Source organism: Streptomyces dioscori (assembly GCF_003024195.1).
GTDB classification, from domain to species: domain Bacteria; phylum Actinomycetota; class Actinomycetes; order Streptomycetales; family Streptomycetaceae; genus Streptomyces; species Streptomyces dioscori.
Window position 1 is genome coordinate 212,038 of sequence record NZ_KZ679053.1, and the last position, 19,613, is coordinate 231,650.

A 19,613-nucleotide genomic window follows, 5' to 3' on the forward strand; every position below is an offset into this window, starting at 1 on the left:
GAGGAAGAAGGAAGCGCATGGTCCATTTCATCGGTCCGGACAACGACGCGTATGTCGCGAGCGTGGTCAGGCACGTAGCGGAGTACGAGGAGTTCTCCGGCGAGAAGGTCGAAGTCGAGATCATCCCCGAGACCGACTATGTCACCAACTCCCTGGACGTTCTGCGGGGCCGGCTGCGGGGTGAGTCTGCGCCGGACGTGTATGTGTCTGGGCCGGTCTCGATGTGGAAGCTGGCCGGTGAGGGCTTGGTCGAGCCACTCGACGGGTATCTCGACCGATGCTCCGCCGACTTCGACCCGAGCGACTTCCTGACACCCTTGCTCGACTGCAACCGGTGGACCGGCAAGCGCGGCGACGCCCTCGGCACGGGTTCGCTGCTGGAGATCCCGGTCAACTGGGAGACCTACAACCTGGCCTATCTGCCTGAGGTCCTAGAGCAGGCCGGTCTCGGCGAGGCACCGACGACCTGGGAGGGATACTTCGATGCCGCGGCGGCCATCGCCGAGAGGGTGCCCGGAGTGCGTGGTTTCGCGCAGCGCGGCACCGATACCTGGCACACCATGTACACGGGGTTCGCGACCCAGCTGTGGTCCTGCGGCGGGGTGGACTTCGACAGCGCGGGCCGGAGCGCTGTCGCCTCCCCGGAAGCGCTCGCGGCCACGCGGGACTTCATCTCGGCGCTCCACACATCAGGCCCGACCGCGTGGCCTGGTGGCCACTGGCTGGACGTGGCCCGGGACTTCGCCGCCGGCCGGTACGGCATGATCGTCGACTCCGACCACTATGTGGCCTTCTTCGAGGGACCGCACTCGGCGGTGCGCGGGCGGGTCGCCTACACCCGGCCGCCCACCGGTCCGGGCGGGCAACGGGAGTCCAACATGTGGACCTGGTCGCTGGTCATGAACAGCGCCTCGCGGGACAAGGACGCGGCGTGGCGCTTCATCGAGTGGGCCGGCTCGCGCTCGTTCCTCACCCGAGCCGTGCACGAGGGGAACATGAACCCGACGCGGCAGAGCACCTGGGACGACGAGGGCTACCGGGCTGTGGCGGCCACGTGGAATGGATTCGCCGAGAACAGCCTTGAGATCCTGCAGACCACCGCCCGCGTGCTGCCGACCCCGATGCCGGAGTACCTGGATGTGGCCGGCATCTGGTCCCGGGGCCTGGTCGACGCCTTCACCGAACCGGCGCGGTTCGAGGAGATCCTGACCGCGACCGCCGCGCGGATCGACGGCCTTGAGTTCGGCGGCTGCCCGCTGGGCGGCCGGTGAGGATCGGCCTGGTCGGAGCTGGCAGCCACGCGAACAGCGCGATCTGCCCGGCGATCCTGGAGGCCGGCTTCGAGCTGGTCTCCGTCTGCGCCCGCACGGAGCAGCGCGCCCGGTCCACGGCCGCGCGGTGGGGGGCGAAGGGGCACTATGTCGGCCTCGACGCCATGCTTGAGGCGGGGGGCATCGACGGCGTCGTCGTGGTGGTCCCTGCCGGGCAGTACCGGTCCGTCGTCACCCGATGCATCGAGGCGGGTCTGCCGGTCTTCTGCGAGAAGCCGGCCGGAGGGTCCTCGGTCGAGGTGCGCGAGCTCGCCGAGCTGGCCTCGGCGGCGCAGGCCCAGGTCGTCGTGGGCTATATGAAGCGGTTCGCCCCGGCCTATCGTCGGGCCCATGAGCTGATCCACTCGGCCGAGTTCGGGGCGCCGTCGTTGGCGCATTTCACCTTCGTGATGGGGCAGTTCGACGCCTATCTCAAGTGGAGCCGCAATGACCTGCACTTCTACCTCACCGACAATCCCGTGCACCTGATCGACCTGGCGCGGTACCTGGTCGGTGACCTGAGCGAGATGTCAGCCGTGCTCAACGTGGTCCCGGGCTTCGGGGTGGACGTGAGCCTCGTGGCGAGGGCCGGCGGCGGGGCGGCGTGCTCGTTCAGCTTCTGCACCACTGCCTCTTTCGCTCACCGCGGTGAGGCGATCGACGTCTACGGGCGGGGTAACGCGGTGCAGGTCGACAACGTCGACACCTGCGTCTACCGCCCGCTCGACGGGCCGGCGCAGACCTGGCGGCCCAATTACACGCTGCCCTGGAGCGACAGCTCAAGCCTGGTGACCATGGGCTTCGTCCCCGCGCTCCGGCACTTCGCGGACGTCGCCGCTGGGCGCGCGGTGAACGAGTCCGACCTGGACAACGCGGCCCGCACCCTGGAGGTCGCCGAGCAGCTCTACGCACAGCTGGTGGCCGCCTGATCGAGGACGATGGACCGGTAGCCCGCTCCCCGCACGGGCGGGCCCCGGTATGGGTACTCACAGTGCCCGACGGTGCTACCGGTCTCGTCGCAGCGCGTTGATACGTCGCCGGCCTGGACGATCCAGTGGGATGTTGGGGCCGCTGTACCAGCGGTTGCCCGGTGGCCTGCACCAGCTGCGTGATCCGGACGTCACCGACGAGGAATTACCGGATCCTGGCCCGCACCGCCCGACGGGAGGACCAAGGAGGTGCGTCCGGCGGCGCGGACTGGCGCGGGCGTTCCGGATGCGATGCCCGGGCGGCGTGTCCTCGTCAGGGTGTCTTCGGGCGCGGAGCGTCCGCCGGTCTGTCCTGTGCTGTGCCGGCGGACTCGATGTGTGAGAGTGCGTCGAGGAGCCGCAGTTTTTCGTCGCTGTCGCTGTCCTTGTCGGGGTAGTAGACGACGAGGATGACGTCGTCGATCGCGAGTTTGTCGCGGTGGAGGCGTAGCTCACCGACAACAGGGTGGTGGACGGTGGCCGTGCCTCCGTCCAGACTGCGGACGTCGTGGCGGGCCCACAAGGTACGGAACCGCTGACTGGACAGTGCGAGTTCTCCGACGAGTTCGATGAACCGGGGGTTGTCGGTGTCGTCCCCGATGGTGGTGCGGAGGGCGGCGACGAAATCGGCGGTGGCTTTCGTCCAGTCCTGGTGGAAGGCCCGTTCCTCGGGATCAAGCAGGAGAGAACGCAGCCGGTTCTGGCCGGGCCGCAGGCGAGGGGAGAGCGCCACCGCCATGGGGTTGGAGGCCAGGACATCGAACGCGCGCCCTTCGACGAACGCGGGGATCTGAAGGTGGGCGAGCAGCTCATGCACCCGCGCTGGTAGATGCTCGGGCCGCTTGCGCCGCGGCGCCCTGGGGCGTGCCGCCGCGAGACCGAGCAGATACATCTGCTCAACGTCGTCGAGCTGGAGGACCCGCGCAAGTGATTCAAGGACCTGCGATGAGGGGTTCTTGTCACGGCCCCGTTCCAGCCGAAGGTAGTAGTCAGGACTGATTCCGGCGAGTAGGGCGACTTCCTCGCGGCGCAGGCCGGGCACGCGGCGATTGCCCCCCGGCGGGAGTCCTGCCTGCGCCGGGGAGACCAGTTCACGCCGGGCACGAAGGTAGCTGCCGAGTTGGTTGCCGGATTCCTCATCCTTCATACCGACACCGTAATACGGTCCGCGTCTTCCAAAGGGGGCCCTGTCAGGACCAGGGAAGACAGGGGCCCTTCCACACCCGGCAGATGCCGTCAAGACTGCGACAGCACTGTTTCGAAAGAGACAGAGAACATCACTGTCTCCGCTGCCGGCCTGAACGCCGACGGCACCTTGGACTGAAGGGAAAACCTCGTGGACCTCTCCAACCGCACCGTTCTCATCGTCGGCGGAACCTCGGGCATCGGGCGAGAGCTGGCCCGGCGGTTCGCTGCGGCAGGCAGCACCGTGGCCGTCGGCGGCCGCAGTCCGGAGGCACTCTCGGAACTCGCCGGGGAAGGACTCGGCACGATCAGCATCGACATCACCGACAGTGCCTCCGTCGCATCTGCCCGTGACGAAACGCTCGCCCGGTACCCCGAGCTGGACACCGTGGTGACGATGTCGGGGGTCATGCTCCTGGAGGATCTCCGCGACCCCGCGCACTTCGAGGACGCAGCAACGACGATCGACACCAACCTGCTCGGCACCATCCGGGTCATCGACGCCTTCACTCCCCACCTGATCCAGCGGGGCGCCGGCACCTTCATCACCGTCACCTCCGGCATCGCCTTCCTGCCGTTCCCGCCCATGCCCAGCTACGCCGCCTCGAAGGCCGCGGTGCACGCCTACTCCGAGGCACTGCGCGCGCAGCTCGACGGCACCGGCGTCGGCGTAGTGGAGCTCGTTCCCCCGGCCGTCGCCACGGCAGGCCAGGAAAAGGTGAACCCGCACGCGCTGCCGTTGGACGACTTCGCCACCGAGGTCATGCACCTGCTCGCACAGGACCCCACCCCCCGCGAGATTCTGGTGAAGGGCGTACTCGTGCACCGCTGGGCCGAGCGCGACGGCACCTACGACGGCCTCGTCGCACAGCGGTCCCAGGCCCTGGCCATGCTCCCCAGCCGCCAAGGCTGACACCCTTCCCCGCCCGATCGGCGGCCTCACCGTTCATCGCCCGAACCTGCCACCCGAACGGTTCCGCCTGCGCGGCCCCCCTCCCGGGCGGCAACAGTCTCAGCGGCGGGGGTCTCCGGGGGCATCAGGCTGGTGCGTTCGGCGATCGCCTCCGCGGACGGCTTGAAGTGGCGGCGGACGTTCTCCGGCCTCTTGCGCCGGGACATCACCGTCAGCAGTGAGGTGCCCTGCTCGATGGGGAGGTGCAAGTCCCGTTCAGACGACGCCTCCCGACCTTCGCGGGAGCCTCATGAGGTCCGGCAGCGACGTCAAGCCGCCATCTCTGTCCTCACGAGTCCCGGACGGTTCGCACAGCGAGAGCAAGGACAGCAGCTGCAGCCGACCGCGTGTCCCCGTACGGACGGTCGGGGTAGGTGGTTTCCGCCCGGTTCCACTGGTCCGCCCTGATATACCAGTTGACAGGTTTGGTTGTCCCGCCGACGAGGGTTGCGCGGACCTCGTTGAGCCACAGCGACCAGCGGGCGCGGTAGTAGCCACCCACGAGACCGGCCCAGGAGCGGGTTGCGTATTCGGCCAGAACGGCTGAGTCCTCATAACCCCAGGAGGTCAGCAGGCGCTTCGCCTCCATGGAGAGGTAGCGACTCTCCTCCTCGTCGGCGCCCCATGCTTGGGCGTCGGCCAGCCACCTGCCGAGCAGGAAATGTTCATTCGTGGCAAGCACGACGTCCTGCGCGTCGATCAGGTCGAGCAGGTGCCGTGTGGCGTCGTCGAAGGCCTTGAGATCGCGTGAGCGTGCGGCGGATGCGACGGTGTGCAGGGCTGTCCGTGCCACGTCGTCTGCGACCTGGCGTGCGAGGTCCACGAGATCGTAGGACATGCCGGGGGAGTCCAACCGCTCGGCGGCATCCAGCAGCGCCCGCAGCGCCGGGATCAGGGCTCCGTCCGGATAGGCGGCGGCTCGCGGGCCCATCAGACTGGCCTGGTTCGCGTCCAGACTCGGCACGGCTGCGATCACTGAATCGGTGCTGGCGTAGGGCGGGACTGCTTCGGTCATGGCGTCTTCCACCTGGAGGAGAGTGGCGGCGAACTCGGGTGCGCCGTGCACCTCTGCGGCATCGACCGGGATGCCCGCCAAAGCCTGCACGGTCTCTGCGGGAAGGCCGCCCTGTGTGCCGTGCCGCCATGGTCCGTAGGCGGTACGCAGCAGGATCCGCCATGCCTCGTTGGCTTGTGGGTCCGCTGCGCCATAGCGCGATGCCGTCCACTCCTGTACCCAGGAGCGGAGGTCGATGGGCTGGCCAGCCCAGGTGAGGTCGTTGAAAAGGTCCCACAGGACAGGGTTGTTCCCGACGCCCTCGGCCATATTGGCGAGCCCGACCAACCCGGGTGCCCTGTGGCCATGACGCCACTGGAGGGGCAGAGCCGCCACGTCCGCCAGGTCACCGTAAAGGGCTGTTCGACCCCCGTAGTTGGGCAAGATGCCCAGCACCCAGTCCGTTCCGCCGAACCCGTCCTCGTGATGGTGCTCACCGGTGAGGTCGAGAACGAGGACGCGATCGGTGTCGATGGCGTCGAGCAGTTCACGACGAGGATTCCCCGCCCAGGCCTGCATGACCCAAGTGGCATCCGGATTTGCAGCCGTCATCGCCTTCTGTACCCCGCAGGCCGCCGAGCCGAGATCAGTGCCTCCGGTGCTACCGCCCTCGTGGATCAAGTCCACCGCCCACATTCCGGTAGTACCGAACGCGGCTCGTTGCTCGCGGTAGAACGTCGTTGCCACGGATGCGTAGGCATGTGTGGTCGTGTCGAGCCAATCAGGCCGTATCGGGCCGGCAACGTCCTTGAACCAGCGGCCTTGCGGTACGGTACGGGCACCGGCATGGTGTTTGCTGAAATCAGGCGGGACCGTGCCGCTGAAACCTGGCAGGATCGGACAGATATCTAGTTCCTGCATTTGCTCGATCACTCTACGGGCCAGTGTCGCCCGGTTGTTGACGAGCGCCCTGCTGATACCGCGGCCGAAGTTCTGGATATTGTTCAGCCAGAGCCACGGCTGGTGCGATGGCGGTCCCAGCCACTGCAGGATTTCCTGCTCGTCGTATCCGTAGCGCAGGAATGTATTCAGATAGGCCAACTCCTGGCCAAGAGTGAGATGAGCTGCGTTCACTCCACCGGCCGCCAGTAGATCGATCTCATGTTCCCATTGCGCCCAGTCGTAGAACGGGGTCGTGTACCCGCCGACGGTCAGGTTGTACGCGACTCGGCGGTCGAACAACGCATCGCCGGAAACCTCCGCTGCCTCGGGCAAGTCGCGGTCGACCGGCCGAGTGCCGAGACGCGAGACGTGCGCGACACCGGTGCGGCGTGCGAACGAGGCGTAGCCGGCGACGGCTGAACCGGCGCCGGAGGCGGTGATGACCAGAATGTCTCCGCTTGATCGGACATGGAATCCGTCGTTGATCTGCGTGGTGATGGTGACCCTGACAGCGTGTTCCGGCAATCCGCTGAGTCGGCGAACCGCCGCCTGAGCGGCCGCTGCCGGCGACGCGGAATGCTGATACTCGGTCATGGAGTCTCCCAATGAGGGTGCTGCGTGGACACGGTCTGCGTACGGACACGCAGGACCGCAAGGGATCCGATCAATGCGATGGAGCCGCCGAGAAGGAAAAGCGTCGGATAACCGCCGAGGATCGTCACCGCGAGTGATGCGATGAAAGGGGCGATGACCTGAGGAGCGGTCAAGGCGATATGGAATACGCCGAGGTCACGGCCGGCGTCGCCGGTTTTCGGCAGTACGAGTGTCGCCAGCGCCAGGTCCACCCCGAGGAAGACCCCTAGAGCGAATCCGCTCAACGCGGTGCAGAAAAGAAATGCAGACCACGTCTGCCACCTGAGAGGGATGAACAAGGCACTGGAAAGCAGCAGCGATGACATCAGTACAAAACCGCGGTGCCGTCCGAAACGGTCCACGAGGGGCCCTGCGCAGGCAGTACCCACCGTGACAAATACCAGGCTGATCGTCAGTGCGGTGGCAACGCCTTCGGCAGCCGTCACGCCCAGTGGGGGCGCTATGAAATCTTGCAGGATGTAAAGGGTGAACCCGTTGACCATGTTGTAGCCGAGGTAAAGGACGGTTCGGGAGACGAACACCCAGCGGTAGTCGCTGGAGGTGAGGCCCGCGAACATCTGCCGCAATTCTGTACCGGCGCTCCTCGGCCTGTGCCGTTCGGGCGGACTGTGCCGCACCTCCCGGGCCAGCCAGGCCGAGACTGCCGAGGCGAGCGCAAAGGCCGCGGCCAGTAGCCCGTAGCCAAGCGCAGCGGAATCCACGAACAACGCCCCGAGCTGTACTCCAATGACACTTCCGACGGGCAGACCTAGGCCTTGCACGGTACTGGCGAGACCGTGGCGGTGCGATGGGATCCGATCCGGGATCGTCGTGAGGACGACGTTGAGTCCGATGTTCACGGTGCCCTGGACCAGGAACCAGCCGATGAGCAGCCCGGCAACTGATCCGACGGCGCCCAGCAGGAGGAGGGAAACGGCCGTCGCGAGGCCGCCGAACAGGATCCAGGGGGTCCGTCGTCCCCACCGGCTTCTGGTGCGATCGGAGAGCAGACCGATTACGGGTGGCACAGCAAGGGAAGCGATCGCGCTGACTCCGGTGATGAGTGCCAATGTCGAGGGGGCTGCGTCTCCGGCGATGCGTCTGACCTGTGCCGGCAACAGAACGGAAAGCACTCCGCCGATCGCTGCGTAGCCGAACACATTGATCAGGAAAAGTGACGCCAGTACCGGCCAGAGTCGTAGACCGGCGCCCTCGTGCGGGGAGCGCTTCAGCTCACCCGGCCGCAGAAACGGCAGATGCATGTGGATTGCCTTGGGTAGTCGGGCGGAGCGGGCGCTGGCTGCATTCAGTCCCGACGGAGGCGAGAATCGAGGCCGAACGTTCTTCCCTGTGAGCGGCCTGGCTACCATCGGCCGGTCTGCGCCTGGTTGACCACATGCCTGACCGTGTCATGCCATTGAGGCTCGGGGTGGATGCTGGGGTTCCTCGGTCGACCATCTCGTCGGCGACCACGTCCGCAACGGACGCAGTCCTCATCCGTTGCGTTCGGAATGCTGGGTCAGACGCTCACAGTCGGGGGAAGGTGCATGACGCGGTTGAGTCCGCCGTCGACCGTAATGGCTGCACCGTTGACGTAGCTGGCTTCCGAGCTGGCCAGAAAGGCGACGACGGCGGCGATTTCCTCGGGTGTTCCCATGCGGCGCATGGGAATGTGCGCCGAATACGTCTCGACGGCACCCGAGACGTCGCCCATGAACCCGGTCATGCCTGTCGGATAGATCACGCCCGGGTGTACCGTATTCGAGCGAATTCCCTTCGCGCCGTATTCAATCGCGATGCTGGCGCTCAGACTTTCCGCGGCGCTCTTGGCGGCACCGTAGGCGGGCTGGCCGTAGTTGCTGTGCAGAGCGTTGGACGAGCCGACATTCACGATGTTGCCACGAGTCCGCTCCAGATGTGGGATCGCAGCCTTGGCCGCGTAGAGGACCGCGCCCGCGTTGACGGCGATGATGTCCTGCCAGGTCTGCTTATCCAGCCCGGCGAGCAAACCGATGTCGCTCGCACCTGCGCAGTTCACGAGGACGTCCAGGCGGCCGAACGATTGAGCCGCTCCGTCGACCAGCTCGACCACAGCCGCCTCGTCTCGGACGTCAACCACTCGCTGGACGATCGTGCTGCCCCCAGGGGCATGGTCGACGGTTCGGCTCAACTTCTCCGTATCGCGGCTGGCGATGACTACCGTCGCACCTTCTTCGGCGAGCCGTAGAGCGATCGCGGCCCCCATGCCGGACCCGCCCCCAGTCACCAGTGCGACGCGGTCGGAAAACCGATTGCATTTCATGTTCCATTCCTTTCGATCCCGGCAAGCCGGAGAATGTCGGCATTGTCGGCCGCCGAGTTCGCCGCAATTGCGTTACTCAGGCGCCCATGCAGCTCTCCCGTTTCGGGCTGTGAACATGTCTTTAACTTATTCCACGGTAAGCAGGCTGGGGATGCACGATTCATGACTGCAGCTAACGCGCCGGTGGAAAGGGGGAGTATCGAAGCGCCTCGCTGTGAGGTGTAGAACGTTCGTTCTTATGCTGAAGCATGCATGAGGAGGGTCGCTCGCGTCAACACCGAACGTTCTGCCGCGGGCCTGCTTCTGCAGGCTCATGGCGGAGGCGGTCGACGGCAAGGCGTCGAGGGCTCACGGTTGCCGAGTTGCGGAAGCTAACCATGGCGAGGTGATCACGCACTCAGACGGACAGTGGGGAATCGCAGGCCGGAGCTGGACGCGTAGACGCCGGACGGATGGATGAGCATGTGAAGCCTCTGGTGGAGGCGGTTCTCTTGGCAGAGAAGCCATCTACCAGGGAATTCGTGTGTCTGTCAGCCCAACTGTCCGGCTGTCGTGGGAGGTTGTAAAGGGCTCAGTGACGTCGAGGTGACGTCCGTCCTGTCGTTACTGGCGGCCCGGCGACTACGACGCCGTACGCCATCCGCGCCGTGCGCGGGGTGGACGACCTGCGCTTGCCCGTCGAGGCTCCGGTGAACTGGTTTGAGCCGGAACTGCGGTCCTGCTCGCTGTGTGAACCTGACCAAGCTCACGCAGCGATCATCGGAGAGTGTGCCGACTTCCGCCTGGGGGCCGCTGGCCGGCCGAACGCTGCCACGCGATTGCGTTCGCAGACGTTTTAGAGGCCGAAGAACTCGGTGATGATGTCTGCTGTGTCGAGCTGGTGGCTGGTCTTGCCGATGAGTGCCGGAGCGGAGGAAGCGCCGGGAACGGTGTGGCCGCCGCGGTGGATGGTGTAGAGGACCACCGAGGGGACGCCTTCTGCCTCATAGGTTGTGCGTTCGACCTCGGTGGGGTCGGCCGTAATCCTCTTCGGCAGACGTGTGGCTGTGGGTTCGGTGGTAATCCCATTGCGCTCGGCGAAGTAGCGAGCCGTGCGGGTGGCTGACCAGCTGGAGCCGCCTACTTTGAAGAGGGTGCGCAGGGCCCATTTCATGGTGCCGCCCTGGTAGGACACGATGGGGTCCTTCGTGCCGTGGATCAACATGACCGGTACGGATGCCCGTGGTGCCTGACTGGCGAGGAAGTTCTCCGGTGCGGGCATGGTTGCGGCGATCACTGTGACACCCGCCAGCAGGCTGGGAATCTCATGGGCGAGACGGATGGCCATCTGGCCGCCGTTGGAGTAACCGACCGCATAGACACGACTGGGGTCGATGCGCCGGTCCGAGGCGTACGTGGCGATGACTGAGCGGGCGAAGCCGACATCGTCGATGTCGGCTCGGCGGGCCGGGAAGTGGCTTTCGCGGCGGGCGTCGTTCCAGTTGCCGCGATAGCCGTCGAGGTAGGCGACCAGTGCGCCCCGGGCGGCGAGCGCGTCGTAGACGCCACCGGTGAAGGCGCGATGCTTGTCACCGGTCTGGCCGGAACCGTGGAACACGAGAATCAGCGGCCTGGCCTCGCCCGGCGCTGCGGTGCCGACAAGAGTGAAGGTGCGGGTGGCCTCGCCGACAGCGACGCTGCTGCGGGTGGCTGTGAGGGTGCTGGACATGGCGTTTCCTTGGGTCAGGCGAAAAAGTCGATCAGGGTGTCGGCCATCCATTCGGGTGCTTCCTCCGGTACGAAATGCGCCGCACCCGGTGCGACGGCGCCTGTGGTGTTCGGGGCAACCTGCCGCACCGCTTGCTCGACGCTGTCCCGCATGCCGTGTTCACCTCCGATGGCCAGAACCGGAATATGCAGTGGTCCCTCGGCGGCCAGCGCGACCACCTGGTTCCCGGACTCTCCCGCGCGGTAGAACTCGAAGCTCGCGTGCAATGCGGCGGGGTCGCGCAGGGCATCGACGTAGACGTCGACCGCAGCCTGGGGGATGGCCTCGGGGCTGGCGGCTTTAGTGGCGAACTGGTAACCGAAGTAGATCTCCTCGCGGCCGGACACCATGCGCTCGTTGATCTCGGCCAGACGATTGAAGACGAAGTGCCAGGCCAGCTCGTTGACCTCGGGCGGCATGAGCAGTGGGGGCATCGGAGTGAAGCCGGCGAGGACGGCCTCGGCCAGCACGAGCTTGCTCACCCGGTCGCGATGGCGAGCAGCGAGCACGTAACCGACCATCATTCCCATGTCGTAGCCCGCGACCTGGAAACTGTCGTGGCCCAAGGAGGTCATCAGGCCGGCCATGTCATCGGCCAGCGTGATCGCGTCGTACCCGCTGGCAGGTTTGCCGCTGGCACCCATGCCGCGCATGTCGGCGGCCACGACCGTGAATTGCTCTGCGAGAGCAGGCATCACCAGCCGCCAGCAGTACCAGAACTGCGGCCACCCTGGCAACAGCAGCAGTGCCGGGCCGGACCCTCCGATCGCCGCATGCAGTTCCACGCCGTTCACATTCACAGTGCGGCTGGTGAACGTGTCGACAAAGCCGGCCGGAAGGTGCGGGACGGTGTCCACGGTGAAAGGCATCGGTGTCTCCTCGTGCCGGACCCAACCACAAACGGATGAGCCATCCGCTTCAAAGTAACACAACCGGATACACCATCTGGTTAGGGTGGGGTATGAACACTCCGCCGTTGCGCAAGGACGCCGTCCAGAACAGGCACCGCATCATCGAGATCGCCCGGCGGTACGTCGATGACGGCAGGCCCCTGCAGCTCAACGACGTGGCGCGGACCGCATCTATCGGCGTGGCCACCGTCTACCGGCACTTTCCAACACCGGAAGCTCTGCTGGAGACCATCGCGCTGCCTGCCATCGAGAAGCTGCTGCGGCGAGCCGAGCACGCATTGGCCGAGGACGACCCCTGGACGGCGTTGCGTGATTTCCTCGCCGCGGCGATCGAAGTCCTGCTGACCGACCCGGCAGTCTCTCCGGTGTTCGCCGCAGCAACTGACGCCCTGGAGGACACCAGCGACTGCAAACGAAGGCTCGCCACAGCCTTTGCTGAGCTGCTGGCACGCGCGCATGCGGCGGGAGTCATCGATTCCGGCGTCACCGAGTCGGACATGGTCCCTCTGATGTGCGGCATTGCCTACGCCGCGAACATCCAAAGCACCCTCGACCCAACCGAACGAGCCACGCTCGGCTTGCGCTACCTCGACCTGCTCCTCACCGGCCTGCACCGCCCCTGATCTGCACCGCCCCTGATCACGACAGCCGTTCGAGGTCGCGGCTTGAGGGTGCAGACGCCGCCGGTACCCAGCGCCGCGGCACAGGCCGAAGAACACGCAGGGTGCTGCGAGTTACTGGGCCAGGGGGAGAGCTGAAGGCTGAACGCTGGTGAACCTTTGACGAGATGGGTCACCGCGGTCCCGGATACGGGAGGCATCCGGCCGGCTCGTATCCTCATCTGCCTCGCCCGTCGGCGCGTCGACGTCCTGCACGCCCTCCTGAAATACCGCATGCTCTGCCAGCTAACCCGGATACGAACAACCAGCCTGACCAAGCCCGCATCCCTCCACCAAGCAGAGAGAAGTACCACTCAGGGGGAGGAGGGTGGCGGCTGGGGCAGCGGGTGGGCTCCCGCGGGGCGCAGGCCGTCGAAGATGATCGCGAGGTAGCGCTGCCAGAGGTCGGGCGGGGCGTCCGGCAGGGAACTCGCCGCGTGCTTCGGCGCGCACATCAGCGCCACGACATCCGCTCCGGTGATGTCCGTGCGCACCGCGCCGGACGAACGCGCGCGCTCGACCAGCGCATGGACGTGGCGGAACAGCCGCTCCTGGGCCTGGGACAGCTCAGGGTCGAACTCGGCGGCGCGCTGGAGGTGCATCAGGTCGAAGTGCTGCATCTCGCGCGCCACGGCGGACAGGAACTCCAGCAGTGCGGCTCCCGCATCAGCGGCGGTGAGTAGTTCTCCACCCGTCTCGGTGAGCGCGGTGATCCGGTCGAGGACGATCGCGGCGACGAGGTCGTCTTTGGTCGCGAAATGCCGGAAGACCGTGCCCTTGCCGACGCCGGCCCGGCGGGCGATGTCGGCCACCGACACATCCAGCCCTCGCACGTCGAACTCGTCCGCCGCGGCGGCGAGCAGAAGCTTCCGGTTTCTGGCGGCGTCCGCGCGCAGCGGTCGGGGGGAGGTCACAAGGAGAGACTAGCAAGTTGACCGCTCGGTCCGTTTATGGTTACGGTCTCGCCATAATCGGACCGTGCGGTCCGGTTACCGCATTGAGGCCCACGCAGGGGAGCGCAGTCCATGAAAGCCGTCGTCGTACACGCATACGGACCGCCTGAGCAGTTCACGGTGCAGGAGGTGCCGGTACCCCGACCGGGGCCCGGTCAGATCCAGGTCCGGATCGCCGCCGCCTCGCTCAACCCGACCGACATCCGGCTGCCCGGCGGTGAGTATCGCGCGGCCGTGGACCTGCCGTTCCCGCACATACCGGGCAACGACTTCGCCGGAACGGTGAGCGAGGTCGGTCCCGGCGTCACCGCCTTCCGCGTGGGTGACGAAGTCTTCGGCGAGGCCGTCCCCCGCGCCATGCGCGCAGTGGCGACCCGTCACGTCCCTCGCTGAGCACAGGCTCGCTCGCCGAGTACGCGGTCTTCGAGGCAGACACCTCGCTGATCGCGCACCGCCCGGCGGGCCTGTCCGCGCCGGACGCCGCCGCCGTGGCGACCGCGGGCCTGACCGCGCTGTCGGTGATCGGATCGGCCGAGGTGAAGGACGGCGAGAGCGTCCTCGTCGTCGGCGCGACCGGTGGCGTCGGTACCGCCGTGATCCCGCTGCTCGCCGCCGCAGGGGCGCGCGTGATCGCCACGGGCCCCCCTGCGGACGCCGACGTCCTGCGCGAGCTGGGTGCGAGCGAGGTCATCGGCTACGCGGCGAGCGACTACCCCGCGGACATCGACGTCGCGCTGAACCTGACGCTGCCCGATGACCGGCTGATCGGACTCGCCCGGACGCTTCGGCCCGGCGGTCGCCTGATCACGATCATCTTTCCGCCGCCCGCGCCGGAGATCCTCGGCCGCGACGACGTGGACCTGCGTTTCCTGCTCGACCTGGGCGGGGAGTTCGGCGGCATGCGCGAGGTCGGCGCACTCGCGGTGGACGGCCGCCTGCCCGCGACCATCAGCCGCCGCTACACCCTCGACCAGGGTCCGCAGGCATGTGTCGACCTGGTCCGCACCCACACCCTGGGCAAGCTCGTCGTCACCATCTGAGCGACGGCCGCCCGGCGTCCCGCTCCCGATCCGTCCTCATTCGCATCGGCACACCCGTAGGCGAGTGACGGTCTCCCAGGCTGCTGTCCTGATCCGCTCGAAAGAACCTGATCCGCTCGAAAGAAAGCGAGGTGGTCCGATCATGGCTGCCGACCCGTCCGCCCCACCCGAGTTGTCTGAATACGTCCGGTCCGTCAACGGGATCGAACTGCACGTCACGGAGGCCGGCTCGGGCGCCCCGCTGCTGATGCTCCACGGCGTCGGCGTGGACGCTTCGGCACAGCGCCGCGAGATCGAAGCATTGGCCCGCTCCCACCCGGTCATTGCGCCCGACCTGCGCGGCCACGGGCGCAGCACACGTCCTGCGGCCTTTTCGCTGAGCGACCACGTCGAAGACATGATCGGGCTGCTGGACGAGCTGGGCCTCGCCCGGACCGCCGTGCTGGGCGGCTCGATGGGCAGCTACGTGGCACAGGCTCTGGCGCTCGCCGTACCGCAGCGCGTACGGGAGTTGATCCTGGTGGTGGCCACGTCCCACGGCCGGACGTCCTCCACGGACCGCGTGCTCGCCGAACACGCCGACGAGCTGCGGGGACTCTCCCGTGAACAACAGCAGCAGTGGCTCAGCGACCGCCTGTTCGCGCCGGAGACACCGCCGTCCGTCCGCGACCAGGTGCGTGACTGGTACGTTTCCCGGCACAGCCTCGGGTTGACGATGAGCCCGGAGCAGATCGAGGTCGCCAACAAAGCCGTCCTGGGGTTCGACTTCCGAGCCGACCTGGCCACCCTTGAGATCCCGACCCTATTGATCAGCGGACGCCACGACATCCTCAACCCGCCGGCGGAGGCCGAGCGGATGGCCCGGCTGCTGCCCTCGGCCCGCCTGGTGGTGTTCGAGCACTCGGGTCACCTGCCGTCCCTGGAGGAACCAGAGCTTTTCGTCCCCACCGTCCTCGCCTTCCTCGCTGAGCACACGTCGGTGTCCTGACCGGATCCGCCAGCGGCCGGCGACGCGGAGCGGGGGTGCGGTCCTTGATCTCGGCCACAATGCTGTTGAGACGCACCACGTTGTCGGTCGCGGCCGCCGCGAACCCCTGTACTTCGGGCGCTGGCTCGATGCCGACGAGGTCCGATGAGTTGACGGTTTTCTCCAGCTTCCTGCCGGAAACACCCAGCCCTCAGCAGCCGAGCCTTCGGGACAGTCGGCGCCCAGGATGCGGGGACCGCCCTCGTAGAACGGGGCAAGCGGCAGCGCAAGACCGCCCCAGCGGTCCTGGAAGGCCGCGGCCCGGTCGATCTCCACGGCCGGGACCCCGTGCTCGATGTGGCCACTGGCTGCTGTCAATCTGGCTGGGGGTGGACCGCGTTGCCGTGAGGTCAGGTCTTCGCCGACGTCGGCGAAGGTACCGGTTGATGCTCACGCGGGCGGGCTCAGGGAGCGCAGCCGGTCTGCGATGTCGTACACGGTCAGGCGTAGTGCGCGGATGTCGGCGATCAGGTCGCGCCAGGGTTCGTATGCGGCGGTGTCGACGTTTTCTCCGGAGGCTTTGAGGTAGGCGACGGCGACGCCGTAGGCGAAGAATTCGTTGCGGGCCGGCAGCGGCCGCAGCAGTACGAGCTGCTCCATGAGCGCGGCCGCCCGCCAGTACGCGTCCGGGGAACCCTCCGTCAGCTGAGGGGTGTTCACCCGGTGGCGTGCCACCGCGGCTACGAGCGCGGAGTAGTCCAGCACGCCCAGTTCTTTGCCGAGCAGTTCCTCCTGCCGGTCCAGGAGCCAGCGGATGTCGATGTGCAGGTCCAAGATCATGCCGCCCGGTGCGTGGTGCGCGCGGACTGCGGAAGCCCGCCGAAGTCACGGTCGAAGGCCTCGGCCATGCCCGGCTGGGAAACGGCCTCACGGAACGCATCTGTCGCCACGCCCAGCTTGAGCTGGTTCTCCTGCTCAACAGCAAGGTCGGCGAGCAGGGCGCGCACGCTCGTCTTGCGGGCGGCGGCGATCGCGTTGAACCGGTCCCGGGTCTCAGTGTCGATCTTCACGGTGGTATCAGCCATACCCTCAGTATGCACGCGTGACTACCTTTGTGAATACCTCAAGGGTGGCACACGTGGACGGCCCGGGGGTGCAGCGCGTCGAACTGAGGCAGATGGCGAGTCAGGTGCCCGGGGCGGCCGCAGCGGCAGAATGCGGGACCAGCGGGGCTCCTGGCTGAGCTGGAGAGCCGAGACCTGGACACCCCTCTCAACGGCATTGCAGCCATGTCCGTTGCCTACGGCCCCGCCGTCACCCGTCCGGGGGCCTCCCGGAAACCCTCATTCAGTGCGACTGCCGGGAGCCGTCCGGGCCCACCGCCGCGCTCCAATGCCTGATGGTCGACCGGCCCCGGAAGCTCCCGGCCGCCGACGGAGCGTTCGGGGCCGCTGGCCGGGCAGTAACGGAGTCGATCTTCTGTTAGTTCTGGCTGAACAGCCCTCAACGCACTGGCTCTTCACGCGAGTGGCGCGGCGAGGAGCCGCGCTTACGGGTAAAACGTTTCGGTCCACAGAAGGAAGCATGGACCTGACGATGGCAAGAGGTAGAACGTTTGGTCTTCCTGTCTGACCGTGTCTGGCCCCGCGCTACGTCTTCTTCGACGCCTCTCGTGTGCCCAACCAGGACAGGGCGCCGGCTGCCTCGCTCAGTTGTGCCAAGCTGATGGTGTGTGCCGGAAGTGCTCTGGGCTGGCTGGTGTGAGTGCGCGGGGGAGAAGTTGCTGATACGTCGGACCGGCCGGTCTGAAGGCTGCCGTCCGGACTGGCAGTAACGGATCAGCTCGGCACTGGAATTCGGCGACTGGATCGCCGGGCGATCGGCGGCAGGGCCGACCCGCGTCGAGCGGTGGGGGTGGTGGAGGGCGAGGAGTCGGCGGTGCGCGGCCGGGGCCGCGGTGGCGCACAGAAAGCCGGCTCCCTTACCGGGTACGTCGAGGCCGGCCGGCAACTTTTTTTAGGGGCGGGTGTCCTCTTGGGCGGCGATGTGGCTGGGCAGGAGGCCGGCGACGGCCGTGCGGGTCGTGCCGCGGCCGACGCCGTGGTCACGGCCAGGGCGGCGACGGAGCGCCCCTTCAGGTGCGCGACCTCGGAAGGTACCTCCTCGAACGCGCTGAACGCGGCCGCAGCATGCAGGCAACTCGGTTCGGCGTAGGAGCTGCTACAGCGGTGCAGCAGTTGCGGAACTTCAGTTCTGGACTTCAAGGTCAAGAACGGTGCTAGTGTTCTGATGGTGGGAAGACCCAAGCAGTTCGATCCGGATGTCGCCGTTGAGCATGCCATGGACGTGTTCTGGCGGAAGGGGTATGCCGGGACCACGCCGCAGGACCTCGTCGACGCGATTGGCATCGGCAAGGGCAGCCTGTACAACACCTTCGGTAGTAAACACGACTTGTTCGAGCGGGCGCTTCGCCGCTATCGAGACGGCCAGGCCGTTGCCCTCATCGAGATGTTGCAGGAGCCTGGGCCTGTCAAGGTGCGTCTGCGTAAGACGCTGGGGTTCCTTGCCGAGATGGACCTCGCCGACCCGGACCGTCGGGGTTGCATGGCCGTGAACACGGCGGCAGAGCTCGCCGCCACGGACCAGGTGGCAACCGAACTTGTCCAGCGCATGTTCGCCCGAACCGAGGACGCCTTCCGTGCGCTGATCGAAGAGGGGCAACGCTCGGGAGAGGTCGCACCGGAACGTGATTCCGCAGCCCTGGGGAGCCTGCTGCTGAACACAGTCGTGGGCCTGCGCCTCATGGCGCGCGTTGCCGAAAGCCCTGATCGGCTGGTCCGAGTGATCGACGCGACGGTCGACTCTCTCTAACCCGCACCGCAGCATTCGCTCCACCTGGAGTTACCGCTGCCCATATTTTGTACTTCGAGTTCAAGAACTGGAGTGTCATGCACCTCAATCTCACCGCCAAGACGGCCGTCGTCACCGGTGCCAGTCGGGGCATCGGGCTCGCCACCGTCCGGACTCTCACGGCTGAAGGCGTGCGCGTCGTCGGAGCCGCCCGCACCATCACGCCCGAGTTGAAGGAAACCGGCGCCTACACGGTGTCGGCCGACCTGAGCACCGCCGAAGGCGTCGCCACCCTCATGGACAGCGCTCTCACCGAGCTGGGCGGCATCGACCTGCTGGTGAACAACGTCGGAGCCGGGGACGACGTAGAGCCCATCGGCTTCCTCGACACCGACGACACCCAGTGGACCCGCATCCTCGACCTCAACCTGCTCAGTGCCGTCCGTGCCGCCCGCGCGGCTCTCCCGAGCCTGATCGAGCGCCGTGGGTCGATCATCAACGTCTCGTCCATCAACTCACGGCTGCCCGCCGCCGGCCCGGTCGCTTACAGTGCGGCCAAGGCGGCCCTGGCTGCACTCGGCAAGTCCCTGGCTGAGGAGTTCGGGCCCCGGGGGGGTGCGCGTGAACACCGTCTCTCCCGGAGTGGTCCGCACTTCCCTGTGGGAGGACCCCGAGGGATTCGGTAGCAAGGTTGCAGCCGGAGCCGGGGCGGAGCATGCCGCGTTCCTTCAGCAGATCCCGGAAGCATTCGACATCACTACCGGCCGCATCACCGAACCCGAAGAAGTGGCGGCCTTGATCGCGTTCCTTCTCTCCGACGTCGCAGGCAACATCACTGGCGCTGACCACATCATCGACGGCGGCGCCATCAAGACGCTCTGAATCACGGAGGCCCACGAGGGCGGGGCTGATCTACATGGTTGCGGGACGAGAGGCGCCCCTGTCCCGCAACCATGAGAAGAAGTGGCACGACCGTGTGTCGGCGTACACGTTTACGTGACTCTGGCTAGATTTTCGTGGGCGGAGATCACCTCGGGGCTGGGGTCGGCCGGCCCGCGGAACGGCGGCGGAGATGGGCGATCAGGACCGCTCGGTGGCGGAGGAGTGGGACGCCGGCGCCTCCGGCCATGGGGCGTGAAGACGGGCCATAGTCAGGCACGTAGGGCATGGATCTGATCTGGGGTGGATCTGTATGGCGTG

At 66.9% G+C, this 19,613-nt stretch carries 17 protein-coding genes and 1 pseudogene; 9 read left to right on the forward strand and 9 right to left on the reverse strand.

Features of this window, described 5'->3' with window-relative positions:
- Positions 1-17: 17 nt before the first annotated feature.
- Both C6Y14_RS34200 and C6Y14_RS34205 read left to right on the forward strand, forming a co-directional pair.
- A complete protein-coding gene (locus C6Y14_RS34200; RefSeq protein WP_107020761.1) occupies positions 18-1,271 on the forward strand; it encodes an ABC transporter substrate-binding protein in 1,254 nt (417 codons plus the stop codon).
- A complete protein-coding gene (locus C6Y14_RS34205) occupies positions 1,268-2,239 on the forward strand; it encodes a Gfo/Idh/MocA family protein (protein WP_159074372.1) in 972 nt (323 codons plus the stop codon). Before C6Y14_RS34200 ends, C6Y14_RS34205 begins: the two co-directional genes overlap by 4 nt.
- Before the next feature lie 313 nt (positions 2,240-2,552).
- Here the strand turns inward: C6Y14_RS34205 and C6Y14_RS34210 are convergent, their stop codons facing one another.
- A complete protein-coding gene (locus C6Y14_RS34210; protein WP_107020763.1) occupies positions 2,553-3,425 on the reverse strand; it encodes a helix-turn-helix domain-containing protein in 873 nt (290 codons plus the stop codon).
- Between the two features lie 189 nt (positions 3,426-3,614).
- On the opposite strand from C6Y14_RS34210, the gene C6Y14_RS34215 reads away from it, so the two are divergent.
- Positions 3,615-4,376, forward strand: a complete 762-nt coding sequence (locus tag C6Y14_RS34215) for an SDR family oxidoreductase (RefSeq protein WP_107020764.1) — start codon at positions 3,615-3,617, stop codon at positions 4,374-4,376.
- Positions 4,377-4,704: 328 nt separating this feature from the next.
- Here the strand turns inward: C6Y14_RS34215 and C6Y14_RS34225 are convergent, their stop codons facing one another.
- The 5 genes from C6Y14_RS34225 to C6Y14_RS34245 all read right to left on the reverse strand — a co-directional run bounded on the left by C6Y14_RS34225 (position 4,705) and on the right by C6Y14_RS34245 (position 11,902).
- A complete protein-coding gene (locus C6Y14_RS34225; RefSeq protein ID WP_107020765.1) occupies positions 4,705-6,945 on the reverse strand; it encodes an alpha-N-acetylglucosaminidase in 2,241 nt (746 codons plus the stop codon).
- Positions 6,942-8,246 (reverse strand): MFS transporter, encoded by a 1,305-nt coding sequence (locus C6Y14_RS34230; protein WP_159074373.1) that lies wholly within the window; start codon positions 8,244-8,246, stop codon positions 6,942-6,944. Before C6Y14_RS34230 ends, C6Y14_RS34225 begins: the two co-directional genes overlap by 4 nt.
- Before the next feature lie 257 nt (positions 8,247-8,503).
- The gene (locus tag C6Y14_RS34235; protein ID WP_107020767.1) at positions 8,504-9,286 is read right to left on the reverse strand and encodes an SDR family NAD(P)-dependent oxidoreductase; all 783 of its coding nucleotides are present in this window, start codon (positions 9,284-9,286) and stop codon (positions 8,504-8,506) included.
- 835 nt (positions 9,287-10,121) lie between these two features.
- A complete protein-coding gene (locus C6Y14_RS34240) occupies positions 10,122-10,994 on the reverse strand; it encodes an alpha/beta hydrolase family esterase (protein ID WP_107020768.1) in 873 nt (290 codons plus the stop codon).
- A gap of 14 nt (positions 10,995-11,008) precedes the next feature.
- On the reverse strand, positions 11,009-11,902 hold the full coding sequence (locus C6Y14_RS34245; protein WP_107020769.1) for an alpha/beta fold hydrolase: 894 nt from the start codon (positions 11,900-11,902) through the stop codon (positions 11,009-11,011).
- A 107-nt stretch (positions 11,903-12,009) separates the two neighbouring features.
- On the opposite strand from C6Y14_RS34245, the gene C6Y14_RS34250 reads away from it, so the two are divergent.
- The gene (locus C6Y14_RS34250; RefSeq protein ID WP_225891413.1) at positions 12,010-12,567 is read left to right on the forward strand and encodes a TetR/AcrR family transcriptional regulator; all 558 of its coding nucleotides are present in this window, start codon (positions 12,010-12,012) and stop codon (positions 12,565-12,567) included.
- A gap of 350 nt (positions 12,568-12,917) precedes the next feature.
- Here the strand turns inward: C6Y14_RS34250 and C6Y14_RS34255 are convergent, their stop codons facing one another.
- The gene (locus tag C6Y14_RS34255; RefSeq protein WP_107020771.1) at positions 12,918-13,517 is read right to left on the reverse strand and encodes a TetR/AcrR family transcriptional regulator; all 600 of its coding nucleotides are present in this window, start codon (positions 13,515-13,517) and stop codon (positions 12,918-12,920) included.
- Between the two features lie 111 nt (positions 13,518-13,628).
- On the opposite strand from C6Y14_RS34255, the gene C6Y14_RS45315 reads away from it, so the two are divergent.
- The 3 genes from C6Y14_RS45315 to C6Y14_RS34265 all read left to right on the forward strand — a co-directional run bounded on the left by C6Y14_RS45315 (position 13,629) and on the right by C6Y14_RS34265 (position 15,584).
- Positions 13,629-13,949: an alcohol dehydrogenase catalytic domain-containing protein gene (locus C6Y14_RS45315; RefSeq protein ID WP_225891414.1), complete on the forward strand. Its 321-nt coding sequence runs from the start codon at positions 13,629-13,631 to the stop codon at positions 13,947-13,949.
- A gap of 95 nt (positions 13,950-14,044) precedes the next feature.
- Entirely contained in the window at positions 14,045-14,596 is a 552-nt protein-coding gene (locus C6Y14_RS45320) for a zinc-binding dehydrogenase (protein ID WP_225891415.1), read from the forward strand.
- A gap of 142 nt (positions 14,597-14,738) precedes the next feature.
- On the forward strand, positions 14,739-15,584 hold the full coding sequence (locus C6Y14_RS34265) for an alpha/beta fold hydrolase (protein WP_107020772.1): 846 nt from the start codon (positions 14,739-14,741) through the stop codon (positions 15,582-15,584).
- Positions 15,585-16,013: 429 nt separating this feature from the next.
- On the opposite strand, the gene C6Y14_RS34270 is transcribed toward C6Y14_RS34265, so the two are convergent.
- Both C6Y14_RS34270 and C6Y14_RS34275 read right to left on the reverse strand, forming a co-directional pair.
- Positions 16,014-16,397, reverse strand: coding sequence for a toxin Doc (locus C6Y14_RS34270; protein WP_107020773.1), 384 nt, complete (start codon positions 16,395-16,397; stop codon positions 16,014-16,016).
- Between the two features lie 2 nt (positions 16,398-16,399).
- Positions 16,400-16,648: an antitoxin MazE7 gene (locus C6Y14_RS34275; protein ID WP_107020774.1), complete on the reverse strand. Its 249-nt coding sequence runs from the start codon at positions 16,646-16,648 to the stop codon at positions 16,400-16,402.
- Positions 16,649-17,855: 1,207 nt separating this feature from the next.
- Here C6Y14_RS34275 and C6Y14_RS34285 point away from each other — a divergent pair.
- Both C6Y14_RS34285 and C6Y14_RS34290 read left to right on the forward strand, forming a co-directional pair.
- Positions 17,856-18,434 (forward strand): TetR/AcrR family transcriptional regulator, encoded by a 579-nt coding sequence (locus C6Y14_RS34285; RefSeq protein WP_107020809.1) that lies wholly within the window; start codon positions 17,856-17,858, stop codon positions 18,432-18,434.
- Between the two features lie 77 nt (positions 18,435-18,511).
- Positions 18,512-19,295 (forward strand): annotated as a pseudogene (locus tag C6Y14_RS34290) (oxidoreductase).
- Positions 19,296-19,613 lie beyond the last annotated feature (318 nt).